Below are 16485 nucleotides of genomic sequence, written 5' to 3'. Positions count from 1 at the left end.
AAAGTGAAGGCAAAGGCACTGGGCCACGTGTGATTTGGAAGGGAACTCTGATAATGAGGGGTTGAGGAAGGTGCTCCATTTGAGCACCTTTTTGAAGTTGTTATCGCGAGACTGATCGTGCGCTTTCAAATTCTTTTACCGCCTTTTGCACGACAGGTATATCGCTTTGCGATAGCTTTTTTACAGTTTCAAGAACCTGCGGGGATTGTGTGCGACTGTGCTTTAATGCGGCGAGAATTTTGACAGACATCCAGGGATTTTCCGCACTTAAATCTTCTGCCAAAGTAGTGTAAAAGTTTTCCGATAGCTGGGCTGCCGGTCGTAACCGGGTCAGTATCTCCACGCGCTCGGGCTGTTTTTTATTTTTGTAAATGGCTGCCAGACGGTCCTGTAATGCAGGTTGCGTCAGGTCCAGCTGCTGTAATGCATTGAGCGTCACCGCGTGCAGCGTAGGATTTGCAGCATCGGTAAGACTGCTTAGAACGAGCGATTCTGTGAAGCTGTTTTGCGGCAGATTTCCCTGCGCAAACATATCGAGCAAAAAAGGCTGATACTTTTCGCGTTGTGCCTGCAATGCTTTTTCCAGGAGATTTTTGTCATTCAATCTTGCGGCGGTCAGTTTTGCAAGTTGTTCTTTTTCTCCTACATGGATTAAATGCCAGAGTGTATGTGTGGTGTAAACGGCCTTTTCCACCGCCGCCTGCGCGATTTCATGTTTAGTCGCACCTGAAACCACATCGACACTGTCTTCTTTTTTTTCGTCCACCAGCTCGCTCAGTGAATATTCCCGCAATGGCGACCAGTCGTCGTTCAGGATCGACATCAATCTCCGGTAGTCGAACGTGGAGAAATCGCTGTGGTCGGTTTTGGTTAACGGCTCTTTAAAAACTTCCAAACCAGCAAAGTCGCCTGTTCCGTCCCAGTAAATCCCAACGTCTATCGGGCGGCAGTCGCCCGTGAGGCATACTTCGGTGGCAATGCGCCGGTACCAGTAAATAAGGCCGTCTGGGGAAGTAAATTCCCGGACGGCAAAGGGTTCCATATGGTCGTCGTTAATGCTTGCTGAGAATCCTTCGGTAATCAAATTCAGCCTTTCCAGCTCGGGAGTCCGATAATACGTTCTTTCCACCAGCTGCCCGAAAGTCAGCGTGGTGGAAAGCAGGAAAAGCAGCGGTATCAATCGGTTTTTTAGCATTGATACTAGATTTCTACTTCTTTTTTTAATGCCTTCACAGGTTGCGGATAGGAGAGTCCCGCCAGGTGTTTTTGCCAATCCTGGGGCTTGTAATCCCAATTTTTCCCTGTGAGTTCTTTGAGTTCACTGAGTGCAAATGTTTTGTAATTATAATGCAGATCTCCGAGGTAGGCTTGTAAAAGCTCGTATCCTTTTTTGCTTCCGCACCGCGCCATGGCCGCCGCCACGCTGATTTCCAGCGATCCGCCGTATACGCGCCACCTCACTTTTTCGTAGGTTGAAGTCACAAAACCGCCCACGTTCGGATCTTTCAATACGTTTTCGAACCCGCTGATCAATGAAGGGTCGGGCAGACGTTCAGCATACACCGCAAGCGCGACAATGCGGTTGTGAAACGGGACAAATTTGATATCAATGCGCTCATTGAAGTAGTCGCTGGTGCGCGGTACCATTCCGCCGCCGGAAGCTGTCTTTTCAAGAATATGCCGGATTTTTGCCGTTTCCGAACCACTTCCCGACATACCCAGCAATGCGATGTTCTGATTGATTTTCCAGAACAGTCCTTCCAGCTTGTTCTTCGGCCGGCCGCGGATGTTGTCGTAATCGTCGATATACCCCTTTGGATAACCGTCTTCCTGTTCCAGTTCGAATAAATTGGCCAGCTCCTCGCCGATGAGGGCATTTCCGCCGGCATCGCCAAACCATGCCAGCATTTTAGCAAGCAGCAGCTTCCCTTCCGGACGATCAGTTTTCTCGAAACGTTCTTTGATCAGTGGCAAGATCAGCGATTTCTCCACCCGGCTGCATTCATACAGGTATTCCGGCGCGCCGGATTCCAGCTGTTGCACGCGGCGTTCTATTTCCGCTTTGTCGGCGCGGAGGTCGCCCGGTTTTTTGCTTAAATATTCAGCCGGAAGATATCCCAGCGAAACCCATTCTTTTTGCAAAGTGCTGACGCTGTAATCTCTCGGACGCACTTTTTTCCAGGCTATGTCGGCAGCAATTTGTCCGGTGAGGTAACCCAGCACGAGCAAATCCGCGGTCATCCGTGTGAACTGCAATGCATTACGGCTTTGCCCAAACCCACGGCCCGATATCAGCAGGCCATCGAGTTTTTTGGGAACAATGGATCGGTAAGGAATTTCAACGGTAATGTCATTGGAATGGGGTAGCAGAAATCCACATTTGCTATACTCTGACGAAGCTACATTGTGCGGGTCGAAATCGCTGCTCGCCAGTGCCAGTACGTCCTCGAAATGCCGTTTTTCAACACAATCAATCAGATCCAGATTATGGATACCATCAATGCGCCGCGATTCGCGCACGGTCATGAACGGGTGGAAGTCATAGCAATGCGCCTCATAATGCGAGATAAAAAGGCCACGCTGCTGCTCGGAGACTTTCCGGTTGTCGAGAATGTCGTAGTCGCGGTTGGTGGCCGAGGGTAGTTTCCCCGCACCGGCAATGTCCCACTGACTGTAATTTTGTGTGAATCCGATGCGCGAATCGCCGATCTTGAAACTAGCACCCGCCATCGCAGCTACGTCGCCATCTCCGGTAGCATCGATGGTCACTTCCCCGAGCACCATTTCCAGCTGTCCGTGGCGGCATACTACTACACCTTTCACGGTGTTGTCTTTTGTAACTGCCTGGCAAAGTATCGCCGAGGTCAGAAACTGCCCGCCTTTTTCCACCACCGAGCGCAGGTGATAGATCTGCCGCCCGATCTTTTTGTTCATATTAGCTTCCAGCGCAAGTCTTTCCGCTTCTTCATTTTGTTTTTTGAAAAATACATTTTCTTTCACGCCGTGGTAATAACCCATGACGCCACCCATGGTTTTGGTGCCGCCGAGGTCATTGAAATAGTCCACCACGATGGTATCCGCGCCTTTTTCCACCGAACCGGCCGCAGCAAGTGCCCCGGCTGTACCTCCGCCCGCGACAATCACCTGCGTTTGCTTCTTGGCAACGACTGCGTCCATCCAATCGAGATGCACAGCCTGTAACGGCACATTGAACCCCGGCTCGTCCACCTCTTCGAATTTCACCTTCTTGATATCCAGTTTTTTACCGGGAAGGATCAGGTTTTGCGGAGTTGCGGTTTGTGACGGGATCTTTATCCGGTCTACCAGGGCCTGTGCATTTTTTTCTAATGCTAAAAGTGCCGTCGCGGAAAGGGGTGAAGCGGTACTATCCAATACATAATGTCCATTCAATGAAGGAGTTGGTGCTGCATTGTCAGCCAATGTCAGCGAGGCTTCTAATGCGTATTGCTGGATCTGGGCGGTTGATAAACCTGCGCCCAGGGTCTTGATTTTAGAGCCGAGCTGCGTGGCGATCTGTCTGCCTTTGTGCTCGATCTCTTCCAGTTTGTCGGTATCGACGGTATATTCGAATGCAAGAAATGCGTGGTCGTCCGAGAGTTTTCCCGGATATAATGTCAGCTTATTTCCATCCAATCCAAAAGCTGCATCTGCTTTAATCTCCCTAAATGCCGGTTTACTTACTTTATTTAATTCCATTACAAAACCCGCTTTCTGCACTTTCAGCGACTTTCCTGCAAGTCGGCGGCTGAATATAAGCTGGTCCGAAGCATCGATAAAGGTTTTACACGGAACTGAAAAAACGCCCTGTTTGGTAGCCAGCAACACGCCGCTTACCTGACCTTTACTTTCAAACAACCCACAGGTGTCGGTCATTAGCAAAAGATCCACTTTGCCGACGAGCAGGTTGCGCACCATTCCTTTACGGATGCTGCCTTTGAAAAGCGCAATATGGTCGCCCAGCTGACTTTTTCCTTTGCCGGTACCTTTGGTGTTCTTGATTTCCATAAGCTCCTGCTCGGGTAGCAGCAGTTCCTGCAAGTCGGGCCGTAATGTGTCGAATCCTTGTGCATTGAGCCAGAGCCGGCTTTTGGCAGCCATGTCAAATCCCGGACTCGACCGTTTTTCCACGACCAGTACTTTTTTTCCTTTCGAAGCAGCGTGGAGCGCAGCGAAGTAGCCCGAAAGTCCCGCGCCATTGATCACAATATCGTAATGCCCGACCGCATTCTTGCCATCGAACTGCCGCCCGATCTCGGCCATTGCCTGCTCGCTGAGCAACGAGCTGGTCAGGAATACGGCGCCGGTGGCGGGTAATGTCAGATTTAGAAATTTACGCCTGTCCATTATAAAGGTTTTTAACTTGTCAGGGACAAGTGGTTAAGGTTTCAGTTCTTCAATTGTCTTTTTCAGGTCAGCTATGTACACGCCCCGGTTGTCGTCGTCGTACCCATTAAAAATCACATATCGGCCGGTGCGGTCCCAGGTAGGGTGGGCATCCATCCGGAAGGAATTGTCTTCCACTTTGGGAACCTTCACATGAGCAAGAAGGATCTCCTTGCCGGTTTTCGTGTTCATCAGTCGGATCGGCACGATCCCGTCTCCTTTTGCAACACTTTTTTCGTGGTTATACGAGTCGGTAATGATCAGCGGCAGGCCTTTCGGATGAAAACTGGGGTGGCCGGATCCCGGAGAGAATACGGTTTTCAGCTCGGAGCCGTCGTACTTCGCGGTAATCAGTTCGAGACCGTTTTTCGTGCTGTCCACTTCCAGGTTCATGGAGAAATGGTCGCCGTCTGGCATCCACGCCATGTGGTGTCCGCCTTTGGCATATTGTTTCGTGGTAACGGCCGTGCGGATGTCGCTGCCGTCGGGCTTAATGGTGATGAGCGCCACTTTTCTCGGTCCTCCTGTTTTTGGTTTGATGATCAGGCAGGTCATCAGCCGGGTACCCTGTGCATTCCACATCGCTTTGAACGTGTAGATCTCATAGTTGTCCGGATCATCAATTCCGACCTTTGGTTTTGCCTCGTCAAAAATGTGTTTAATGGACGCGATCATTTTCGTTTTGCCTGTTTTTACATCCGTTACAAAGAGGCCGTCGTTATTTACTACGCCCGAATTTTTGCGGCGGAATTTTTCAGGCAAAATCACCCCGTATCCCGACTGTGCGTTTACCGAATTGATCATATTGTGGCTTGCTGCCTGTTTTCCATCCGGTGTTACCATGAATGTGGCACCTTCCCATTTCCGGGATGTTTTGCGGATCGGGTCATGCAGGATGGTATAAGCTTTCCAGGTGCTGGTATCTACCTGATTGTAAAACAATTCGTGATCGGTTGCGCCCCACTGCACATTTGCGCCGACCTGCATTTCCCAGCCAAAAGAACGTTCGATGACAGTTTCCTTGCCAGTCGCCATGTCTATCAATACCACCTCGCCGACGTCACCTGCTTCGGGATAATGGTCCTCGAAAGGGATGCGGAACAAGGCAATGTATTTGCCCGACGGACTAATGGGCGAGGTGTCGTGGAAACGGTGGATGATCTTGCCCGAAGCGATTTTCCGGATCGGAATGTCGGCCGCGCCGCCGAGGGTGTTTGTTTTCGGAAAAATCATTCCCGAAAACGCAGCTGCCAGCGCGCATATCCATATGGTTATCCAACAGTTTTTCATAAATGTTTTGGTGAGATCAGCTTAATAACCTTCATTTTGTTTCAGTTTCGGATTGGCATCCGTGTCGGATTGCGGGAATGGGAAGAGTACGTGGAATGGCTGGATTTTCGGGTTCCGGTTGAAGGTTGTTTCGGCTTTCACGGCATCGATCAGTTTGCCGGTCCGCAGCAGATCAAAGCGACGGTGGTTTTCAAAGGTCAGTTCCAGGCGTCGTTCCAGCCAGACAGCTTCTTTGAATGACTGGTAGGTCAGGCCGGTTAATGCCGCAAGTTTGGCTCTTGTCCGTACTTTGTTCAATGCGGCATAAGCTTCGGCAGTAGGTCCGTTGTTCACTTCATTCAATGCTTCTGCATAAAGCAGCAGTAAGTCGGAGTAGCGGAGAATGGGAATGCTGGTTCCTTCGCCGCCGCTCGTTTTCGCCGTTTTATCCCATAATTTTTGAAAGGAAACTGCCTTGGTAAAGTCCGGATCGGTGATGGACAGCTGGGTAGTAGTTCCATTGTAGGTATAGGAGGTCAGAAAAGTAACCGGTTTTCTGGCGTCCTCGGCTGAATAGAGATCAAACAAACTCTTGGTAGGCCGCGCAATCCCACTTCCGCCGCTCGGGTAAATGAGGGCACCCCGCACGCCATAACCTCTTCCCTGACCATGGCCGCGGACATCCGTCAGGTATTGAACTTCAAACACATTTTCTTTCCCACCTCTGGCTGTAAGCGCAAATGCGTCAGCAAAGTTGGCATAAAGGTCATAAACCCCGGAATCGATCACCTGTTTGAGCTTGGCAACTGCCTGCGCCCAGTAGGGAGACTGGCGGTTGGTACCTGCCATCGTAATATACACTTTGGCAAGAATCCCCATGGCAGCACCTTTTGTAGCCCGGCCCACGTCGCTGGCCGGATAGGTGGCTGGCAGCACACTTTCAGCGGCAGTGAGGTCATCAATAATCAATTTATAAACTTCTTCCACCGAAGCTTTTTCCACTTCCAGGCCTTCCAGCGAAGCAGTTTCGGACGTCACGATCGGCACGCCGCCATACCATCTTACCAGGTTGAAATAATGCAATGCCCGCAGGAAACGCGCTTCGGCAATGTAACGGGTTTTCAATGCTTCGTCCATGGTAATGCCTGGCAGCCTGTCGATCACAATGTTGGACCGGTTAATTCCCCGGAAACCACCGGCATACTGGGCTATGAATGAGTTGGCTGTGGTGATCTCGTAACGCCAGAGCTGCGGCCGGTCGGCGGCACCTGTCAGGAACGGGATCGCATCGTCGGTCGTCACCAGATCGGCAAATGGGTCAAGGTTTCCGATGGCGGCGTAGCAGGCGCCGAGCGCAGCTTTCGCGTCTTCGGCGGTTTTATAATAGGTAGCGTTTGTCAGGTTGGTGACGGGCGTAAGGTCGAGCTTGCTTTCGCAGGACATGGTCAGCAGGGCCGGAAGCAGATATATAAGGTAACGTTTCATGGATTTTATATTTTAAAATGTCAGGTTCAGTCCTACGAGAATGGTTTTGGAAGCAGGATAGCCGCCGTAATCGATACCCTGGCTCAGCGAGGAACTTCCGTAGCGGTTTACCTCAGGATCGTAACCGGTGTATTTGGTCAGCGTGAAAAGGTTTTGCGCGGCTACATAGATTTTAGCCTGCTGCGACCGCAGCTTGCTGCGCCATTGCGGAGGCAGGTTATAACCCAGCGAAATGTTCTTGAATCTCAGATACGAACCGTCTTCCACATGAAGGGTCGACAACAACCGCGAACCGCCGGCCGCATTGGCTCGGGGAATGGTGTTGCTTGGGTTGGTAGGCGTCCAGCGGTCCAGTACGCCCGTCGACTGGTTGTTTCCACCTGTGAAATTCAGCTGATCGAATGAGCCATAGTTCAGAATTTCATTGCCGTAAGAGCCCTGAACGAATATGTTGAACTCGAAACCCTTGTAAGAAACCGTGTTGTTGATCCCCCCGAAAAAATCAGGATTGGCGCTGCCCAGGATATCCCGGTCATTGTCGTTGATCGCGCCGTTGCCGTCACGGTCCAGGTAGCGGATGTCACCAGGCTTGGCGGTTTTCTGTGCCGAATTGTCTACTTCCGACTGGTTCTGGAAAATGCCGTCCATGACCAGTCCGTAGTAGTTGCCTAACTCGGTTCCCACGCGGAGCAGGATGGGGTTTTGGGATGTATTGGAGATCGTAGCATCAGAGCCGGTCCGGAATTCCTGGCGACCATCGAGGGTCAGGATCTTGTTGCGGTTGAATGTGATGTTGAACTCCGAACTCCATCTGAAACCACCTTTGTCGATATTGACGGTATTGAGCGCCAGTTCGAGACCTTTATTCTGTACGCTGCCAATGTTTTTCAGTGTCGTAGAAAAGCCGGACGAAGTGGGTACACCGACGTCAAAAAGCAGGTCCGAAGTCTTTTTGTAATAATAATCGGCTGACAGTGTAATCCGGTTACGGAACAATCCCAGATCCAGACCGATGTCGAATTGTGCGTTTTTCTCCCATCTCAAATCCGGATTGGCGATACCGGCCGTGGCCGAACCTGTGTTGAGCACGCCGCCGATCACGTAAGGCGAAGCGCTGATGTTGGCCAGATATCTGTAATTCCCGATCTCCTGGTTTCCCGATAGTCCGTAGCTGGTACGAAGTTTCGCCTCGGTAACCGAGGGGATGTTACTGAACCAGCTTTCATTATGCAGCTTCCAGGCCAGTGCGCCAGATGGGAAAAAGCCCTGCTTGCGGTTAGGTCCGAATCGGGATGAACCGTCGCGGCGGCCAGTCAGGGTCAGCAAAAAACGGTCGTCATACCCGTAGTTTACACGTGCCAGGTAGGAGATGAGCGCCCATTCACTGGCTGTGGACGAAGGAGCGATCAGGGTAGATCCGGCGCCGAGATTGTTGTATTCAGCAAAGTCGTCGGAAAATGTATTAGCCCTGGCTACCGCTTCTTCCGTTTTGATCTCCTGGATCGTATATCCGACTAATGCGCTGAATGAATTTTTAGGGTTAAAATTTTTGGTGTAGTTTAATGTATTCTCATTCAGCCAGTTGAGTCTCTGTCTGGTGGTGATTGCCGCGCTTCCCTGCACGCTGGCGCCTACGAGTGCATTTCTGGTGACGTAGTAGTTGAGCCGGGAGGCCAGAATGTCGGCACCGATGCTGCTCCTGAAATTCAACCCGTCCATGATCTTGATGTCAACAAAAGAGTTGGCCAGCAACCTGATCGCAGAGGTTTTGTTGGTAAACTCATTCAATAGTGCCAGCGGGTTGTCGGCGCCGAGGCCATTCAGCTGTCCCTGGTTTTTGTAGTACGTGCCATCCTCGTTGTACATTTTAAATGTCGGCGAGTAGTTCATGGCTGCGCTGATCACGCCGGTGTAAGCAAGGTTGTTGGTAGGTTCCGTCTGTGCATCGTTGCTTTCGGTATATGCGCCCTGAAACGTCAGGCCGACTTTAATGCGCGAGGATACGTCCGAGTCGATATTCGAGCGTAAGGTGTAGCGCTTGAAACCCGAATTCTTGATAATACCGTCCTGATCGTAGTAACCGAACGAGATCGCATACCTTGATTTTTCCGAACCGCCGGAAATGCCCAGTTGGTGATTCTGGATCGGGGCATTTTGAAGAATGGCGTCCTGCCAGTCTGTTCCTTCGCCGATCGCCGAAGGTAATGGGCGGTCGGCATTGGAGCCGTCGAAATAGGGTTTACCTCCATTGTTAACCTGCGCTTCGTTGACAAACTCTGCAAATTGCTGTCCACTTAACAAAGGTATTTTGCGGCGCACCGATTGCACCCCGTAGTATCCTTCATAGCTCACTACTGTTTTTCCGGCCTTGCCATGTTTGGTCGTGACCATCACTACCCCATTGGATCCCCTGGAACCGTAAATGGCTGTTGCAGACGCATCTTTCAGGATTTCAATGGATTCGATGTCGTTTGGGTTGATCGAGTTGAGGTTGTCGGTAGGAAATCCGTCGACCACGTACAGCGGGTCGTTGCTGGCATTCACCGAACCTGAGCCACGGATACGGATGGTGGAGCTGCCGCCCGGCCGGGCCGAGTTGCTTACTACCTGCACGCCTGCTGCCCGTCCCTGCATCGCGCGGTCGAGCGATACAATGGGGGTGGCTTTGATATTTCCTTCCCCGATCTTCGAAACTGCGCCGGTCAGGTCACTTTTTTTGACCGTACCATATCCCACCACCACCACTTCTTCAAGCGCCTTGGTATCCGCAGCAAGCTTCACAGATAGGTTCGACTGGTAGGTTACTTCAATCTCTTTTGATAAATATCCAACAAAGGAAAACACCAGTGACACAGGCAATGCATTCAATGTCAGTCTGTAATTTCCTGATGCATCTGTGGCGGTACCTTGCTGGGTACCTTTTACCATCACACTCACACCCGGCAGAGGCTCGCCCGCCTCATCGGTTACCTTTCCCGAAATACTCACATCGGCACGGTTCTGAACCGGCGCAGCTGACGCGAGTGTCTCATTTGCAGCTGCCTTGCCTGATCCATTCTGCAAATCAGCCGGGTTTTCAAGACCTGTGGTTTTGATTTTTCCAGGGACCAAAGTATTGGTACCACTGCTCCGGTCGACGATCAGGTAAGAGCTTTTATTTACCTTTTTATAGGTGAGGCCCAGCGGCGAGAGCATTTCATCCAGGTTCTTTTCAACATTCCATTGTTTGTTAATGCGGAAGTTGGGTACCTGCACACCATTCGTTGCCTGTGCGTCGAAGAGGATATCAATCCGGAAATGATGTTTCAGCTCATTGAGCGCATCTCTCAACAGCAGCGTTTTTGCCTGGTGCTGCGCATTGGAGCGGGTTTGTTTCGTCTGGATAACGGCCAGCGCCTGGGCACCTGCCGGAACTGAAATCAGTAAATGAAGAAAGAGGAGAGCTCCCCAAATGGTAGCCGGGTAGTAAAGTCTGGACATAATGGGTTGGGTTGTTTAGGAACAGTTTGTATTCGCGACGGCCGGAAGATCAGGTACCGGCCGCCGTACTTCAGTGGTCTGTAAAAAGCACTTTGTTGTTCTCGCGGGTGACCGAGAGGTCGAGTACTTCCGCGATGGATTGTAAAAATTCATCAATGGTACGGCCTTTAAATGATCCCATCAGCTGCCGGTTGGCGATTGTCTGGCTGCTGAATTTCACGTCAAGTCCGTACGTTTCGTGGAGCTGGTAACCCATCTCTTCCAGGGTTGTCTCGTCAAACACGAACCGTTTGTTTTCCCATTCCGAATAGGTCTCAGGTGCTTCGGTGCGGGTTTTCTCCATTGGCCGGTCTTTCTTGAGCTTCACTACATCGCCGGGTTTCATAATGAGCTCTTTTTCATTCGTGGCTTCCTTGTAATGCAGTTTAACCTTCCCGTTTTTCAGCACCACTTTGGAGCCAAACTTCCGGGCCGACATCGTGAATTCGGTGCCCAGTACCTCCACGGCGAAGTTTTCGGGCGTGTTAACGATAAATTTCTGGTGATTTTTAAGATGTTTCACTTCAAAACTTGCGTCACCTTTCAGGAATACCTCCCTTTTTTTATCGCCAAAATTCCAGCGTGAAAGCTTTAATACCGAGTTCCCATTCAGTTTTACTTTGCTGCCGTCGCTAAGCTCGAATATCTCAATCTCACCATAGCCTGTTTTGTAGGAAACATAGGTGATCGTGTCCCGGTTGTACCAGGCTAATCCTAATGCAATAGCTATTACGGCGGCGATTTTCCCTGCATTGTAATGCGTCCAGTTTGCCAGTTTCTCACGGAAGCTGGTGCGCTCCTCAGGAGAGGCAAGTTCTTCTTGTTCAACAATTGAAAAAAAATTTTCCAGCGCAGTCTCGCTTGGCGCGTCGTATTGAAGATGGTTTCGTTCCCATTCTTCAAGCCACTCATAGTAAAGTTCTTCGTTATGCCTGTCTGTCAGCCAGTTTTCAATGGCCGTGCGCTGCAGGGGAGATGTTCTGTTTGCAAAATGGTCGAATATGAGCCGCTTGCTGATGGTTGGTTTCATATCAAATCCAATGTTCTTTTAAGCCCTGGCGCAGGGAAAGCAGCGCCCGGCTGATGTGTACTTCTACCGTTTTGATGGAAATGCCCAGCTCGTCTGCGATCTCCTGATACTTTTTTTCTTCAAAGCGGCTCATCAGGAATATCTTACGGCACTGAGGCGGAAGGCTTTGCACCAGGCGCTCCACATGGTGCAGGATCTCTTCATACTGCGTGATCATATCGGGCAGCTGACCACTGCCAGATACGTGCCCGGCCGCTGCTTCCAGCTGTTCGGTTGGCTGAAATTCCAGCCTGATGTAGTTGTAAGCCTCGTTTCTCACCGAGCGGAACAGGTAAAACCGGTAGGAGGTGGTGATGTTTTCGTAAGACCTTGATTTCCAAAGTTTGCAAAAAACCTCGCTGACAATGTCCTGCGCTACCGCATCTGAATATACGAAGCGGGCCGCGTGGCTGCAAAGTACCTTGTGATAGCGCTTGAACAGCAATTCAAAACCATGTTTCGGACTTTTTGCAAAACCGTTGCGGATCATCCATTCACTGTCAACAGGACCGTCCGTCTGAGCCGGTGTGCGCCCCACATTCATTACATTGTCCGACTCATCGTTCTCCCCGGAGGAATTTTGTGGCAGATTATCAGTCATAAGAGGCAGGACAATTTTTTCTTTGAATCGGTCTATTATATACAAGACAACTTTTAGAAAAATACCCCTTATTGGATTCTGGATTTTCTTTAAGAAAAATGTGAATAATTATTGGTCAGTATCTGCAGCGACTAGCAATAGCGACGATTTCTTACCTTTGTTCATTCTGGTGCGCAATTCCCTGATGCGATCACGTTCACAAAAAAGGCGGATTTGATTGCGATTGTTAAAGCGGGAATGTCATTTCATACAAAAGCCACCACTTTTACCAGTTATTCACCAACCACCGAAACAGTGACTTCAGTACAATCCTTTATGGACCGGATCGTAAAGCGAAATCCGGGTGAAAACGAATTCCACCAGGCTGTCAGAGAGGTAGCTGAAACAATTATTCCTTTCATTGAGAATAAACCACAATACCAGAATGCGAAGATTCTCGACCGTATGGCAGAGCCTGAGCGCGTCATCATTTTCAGGGTTCCCTGGATGAATGATCTTGGAGAGGTGGAGGTTAACCGGGGTTACCGTGTTCAGATGAACAGCGCAATCGGCCCTTACAAAGGTGGACTTCGTTTTCATCCTTCCGTCAATCTGGGCACGCTTAAATTCCTTGCATTCGAGCAAATTTTTAAGAATAGCTTAACTCAGCTTCCAATGGGTGGCGGTAAAGGCGGGGCTGACTTTGACCCAAAAGGTCGTTCCGACCGGGAGGTGATGTTCTTTTGCCAGAGCTTTATGACAGAGCTTTTTCGTCATATCAGTTCAGATAATGATGTACCGGCAGGCGATATCGGCGTAGGAGCCAGAGAAATCGGGTTTTTGTTTGGCCAATACAAGCGCCTGAAAAACGAGTTCACGGGAGTATTGACGGGAAAAGGCGCCAGCTATGGCGGAAGCCTGATCCGCCCGGAAGCTACCGGTTATGGGGTGGTGTATTTTGTGGAACAAATGCTGAAACAGCGTAACGACAGCATCAAGGGAAAAAGAGTTGTCATTTCCGGGTCCGGGAATGTAGCACAATATACCCTTGAAAAGTGCATCGAACACGGTGCCAAGGTACTGACGTTGTCTGATTCATCGGGATACATTTACGATGAACAGGGCATTGACGCTGATAAGTTTGCCTACATCATGCACCTGAAAAATGAAGAGCGGGGCCGGATCAATTCGTATGCCGATAAGTTCGGATGTGAGTTTGTAGCCGGGAGGAAGCCTTGGGAGGTTCCATGTGATATTGCCCTGCCTAATGCTACCCAGAACGAACTTGACGCAGATGATGCCCGCCTGCTGATTAAAAACGGCTGTTTTTGCGTAGCGGAAGGTGCCAATATGCCTTGTACGCCGGAAGCTATCGAAGTATTTGAAAACAATGATATTCTTTATGCGCCCGGAAAGGCGGCGAATGCGGGTGGTGTGGCAGTTTCAGGACTGGAAATGTCGCAAAATTCACTCCGCCTATCGTGGTCGCGCGACGAGGTAGACAAGAAATTACAGGATATCATATTAAATATCCACTCCACATGCCTGCGGTACGGACGTAAGCCCGACGGTCGCATGAGCTACATGCAGGGCGCCAATATAGGAGGCTTTGTACGGGTAGCAGACGCAATGCTTGCACAAGGACTTGTTTGATCCGCTGTTGCCGCATACTACTTTTAGCCTGCGTCTTACACGCCAATCTTGGTAAATACCAACACGTCTGACTCTTGTGTATCCCAATTTTGCAACGTACTAAAACAACAGTAACATGCAAACACAGGTTATTTTGCTTTGTTATCGCCTGAAAACTTACCTGTCATTCATTGCGATAATCTTTCTTGTTCATATGTCGTGCTCATCAGGTATGGCCCAAACCGGACCAACCCGCAAAGCATTGCTGGACGTTATGCTGACAAGTCAGCAACTATCCAAAGTGGAAGTCAACGAAGTTACAATGGCCGCGGGGCAGAGAGCGCCCAGGCACAGCCATTTTTGTGCAGTGGTGGGGTATGTGTCTTCCGGTCGGGTGCTGTTTCAAATGGAGGGAGAAGAAAAACGCATCATTGAAGCCGGGGAAGCCTTTTACGAACCCAAAGACAAGGCTGTCCTGCACTTTGATAATGAATCTTCGGAGCAGCCGCTGACATTCATTGCTTTCTATTTAAAGCAAGCCGACGAAGAATCGGTGAAGATTATTAAGTAGGATTTAACATCTTTGATCTGCACTTAGTAAAGCAGTTTAACATGCAACGTCCAGCAACTACCGCACTTTCCCAATTGATCAAACACTTTTTGATCATTGACAGCGATGTTGCGGCGAACCGGAACCTGCGAATGTTTTCGGACGGCAATACCGGGATGGTTTTCAATTATAAAGATCCCATCCTGATCAGGCAAGATGGCCAGCCGGCTGCATTGCTTCCGGCTTGTTTCATGTACGGGCCATTTCGCCAGTATCAGGATATGACTGCCACAGGCAGAATCGGTCTTCTGGTTGCCGTTTTTCATCCTTTCGCCTTTTCTTCCATGTTGAAAATACAGGCTAACAATATGGTAGACCAGATAGTTGACCTCGAATCCGTTTACCAGCAGGAGGCCAGCGGTGTGTTTGATCGGATATGCAATGCTTCGGATTACGATGCAAAAATCAGGGTTGTGGAAGATTTTTTTCTGGAGAAGCTTTCGAATTTCAAGCCGGTGAGCCCTTATGCTATTCAGGCCGTCAAATTGATTCAGCAGCGGAATGGTGACGTGCCGGTCAGTGCGCTCTTGTCGTCGCTGCAAATTAGTGAAAGGAAATTAGAGCGCGTTTTTCAAGACAACATCGGATACCCGGCCAAGAAATTTGCAGGCATAATCAAGGTGCAGCATTTCCTGAGGTTACTCCGGCAAAACAGGCCGTCGAATTACACAGGTCTGGTTTATGAGTCCGGTTTTTTTGACCAGGCGCATTCCATTCGGGTTATGAAAAATATTTCAGGGCTTACTCCGGGAGATTATATAGCTAATGCTCATTTGCTGGCTGCCAACTTTTTGGAAATGCATATATGAGTGTCGGTTTTGTACAATCTTCAAAGTTTGGGTCGGTCTAGCTTTGCAGCATTCAACATTGATGTAAAAGACATGGAAAATTTAAAGGTTGCGACTGCCCAGTTCGAGAACCGCAGCGGAGACAAATCTTATAATCTCGAAATGATCAACAGGCTTTCCGGAAGAGCCGCACAAGAAGGTGCCAAAGTGATCGCCTTTCATGAATGCTCGGTAACCGGCTATACCTTTGCGCGAAAGTTATCTCGCGAACAGCTGCTTGAAATCTCCGAAATCATCCCTGATGGCCCGAGTATTCAACGGTTAACTGAAATATCTCGCGCCAATAATATCACCATTTTGGCCGGCCTGTTTGAAAAGGACGATCAGGACAATATGTACAAGGCATACGTGTGCGTTAATGCGGACGGACTTGTGGCCAAATTCCGGAAACTGCACCCTTTCATCAATCCCCACCTTACCCCGGGCAATGAGTATGTTGTCTTTGATTTATTTGGATGGAAATGCGGGATACTGATCTGTTATGACAACAACATTATCGAAAATGTACGTGCAACCAAATTGCTGGGAGCTGATATCATTTTCATGCCGCATGTAACCATGTGCACACCTTCTTCCCGCCCGGGCGCTGGTTTTGTTGATCCCGCTTTGTGGCTGAACAGGGAGTCTGATCCTACTACATTGCGTCAGGAATTTGACGGGCTTAAAGGGCGTGGCTGGCTAATGAAATGGTTGCCGGCGAGAGCTTACGACAATGCGGTCTACGCCATCTTTTCAAACCCGATCGGAATGGACGATGACCAACTTAAAAATGGCTGTTCAATGATCGTAGATCCTTTTGGGGACATCGTCGCTGAATGCCGGGAATTGGGTGATGCTATTGCAATAGCGACACTTTCACCCGAAAAAATAAATGCCGCCGGAGGAAGCAGATACATCAATGCACGCAAACCAGATTTATACAGCGAAATCATCGGAAAGGCACATACTTCGGAACAAAAGGTTGTCTGGCTCAATGATTCCGGCAGCATTCCGGGGAAAAGCTGAATTTACACGCGTTTACATTTCTTTTTACAAATGCCGAACAAGGTTTTACATTGATTTACAAGCA

11 protein-coding genes are annotated in these 16485 nt (G+C 49.6%); 4 read left to right on the top strand and 7 right to left on the bottom strand.

All coding sequences use genetic code 11. The features are described 5' to 3' along the window. Positions 1-100 precede the first annotated feature (100 nt). The 7 genes from ASG33_RS10850 to ASG33_RS10820 all read right to left on the bottom strand — a co-directional run bounded on the left by ASG33_RS10850 (position 101) and on the right by ASG33_RS10820 (position 12347). Positions 101-1195 (bottom strand): hypothetical protein, encoded by a 1095-nt coding sequence (locus ASG33_RS10850; RefSeq protein WP_056284330.1) that lies wholly within the window; start codon positions 1193-1195, stop codon positions 101-103. Positions 1196-1200: 5 nt separating this feature from the next. Continuing rightward, positions 1201-4365: an FAD-dependent oxidoreductase gene (locus ASG33_RS10845; protein ID WP_056284327.1), complete on the bottom strand. Its 3165-nt coding sequence runs from the start codon at positions 4363-4365 to the stop codon at positions 1201-1203. Positions 4366-4398: 33 nt separating this feature from the next. Further along, the gene (locus tag ASG33_RS10840; RefSeq protein ID WP_056284324.1) at positions 4399-5694 is read right to left on the bottom strand and encodes a hypothetical protein; all 1296 of its coding nucleotides are present in this window, start codon (positions 5692-5694) and stop codon (positions 4399-4401) included. Between the two features lie 21 nt (positions 5695-5715). Beyond that, on the bottom strand, positions 5716-7158 hold the full coding sequence (locus ASG33_RS10835) for a RagB/SusD family nutrient uptake outer membrane protein (RefSeq protein ID WP_056284321.1): 1443 nt from the start codon (positions 7156-7158) through the stop codon (positions 5716-5718). A 12-nt stretch (positions 7159-7170) separates the two neighbouring features. Continuing rightward, positions 7171-10638, bottom strand: coding sequence for a TonB-dependent receptor (locus tag ASG33_RS10830; protein ID WP_056284318.1), 3468 nt, complete (start codon positions 10636-10638; stop codon positions 7171-7173). A gap of 70 nt (positions 10639-10708) precedes the next feature. After that, positions 10709-11707, bottom strand: coding sequence for a FecR family protein (locus tag ASG33_RS10825; protein ID WP_056284315.1), 999 nt, complete (start codon positions 11705-11707; stop codon positions 10709-10711). A 1-nt stretch (position 11708) separates the two neighbouring features. Beyond that, complete coding sequence (locus ASG33_RS10820) at positions 11709-12347, bottom strand: RNA polymerase sigma-70 factor (protein WP_056284312.1); 639 nt, start codon at positions 12345-12347, stop codon at positions 11709-11711. A gap of 294 nt (positions 12348-12641) precedes the next feature. Here ASG33_RS10820 and gdhA point away from each other — a divergent pair, with 294 nt between their 5' ends. From gdhA to ASG33_RS10800, 4 genes are all read left to right on the top strand, one after another. Then, complete coding sequence (gdhA, locus tag ASG33_RS10815; RefSeq protein ID WP_255356494.1) at positions 12642-13979, top strand: NADP-specific glutamate dehydrogenase; 1338 nt, start codon at positions 12642-12644, stop codon at positions 13977-13979. 115 nt (positions 13980-14094) lie between these two features. Then, entirely contained in the window at positions 14095-14529 is a 435-nt protein-coding gene (locus ASG33_RS10810; RefSeq protein ID WP_082489184.1) for a cupin domain-containing protein, read from the top strand. A gap of 41 nt (positions 14530-14570) precedes the next feature. Then, on the top strand, positions 14571-15377 hold the full coding sequence (locus ASG33_RS10805; protein WP_056284309.1) for a helix-turn-helix domain-containing protein: 807 nt from the start codon (positions 14571-14573) through the stop codon (positions 15375-15377). A 72-nt stretch (positions 15378-15449) separates the two neighbouring features. Next, positions 15450-16421 (top strand): nitrilase family protein, encoded by a 972-nt coding sequence (locus tag ASG33_RS10800; protein ID WP_056286362.1) that lies wholly within the window; start codon positions 15450-15452, stop codon positions 16419-16421. Positions 16422-16485 lie beyond the last annotated feature (64 nt).

It is taken from the genome of Dyadobacter sp. Leaf189 (genome assembly GCF_001424405.1).
GTDB lineage: Bacteria > Bacteroidota > Bacteroidia > Cytophagales > Spirosomataceae > Dyadobacter.
Note: the sequence above shows the minus strand (reverse complement) of the source record. Positions and strands in the feature narration are given on the sequence as shown.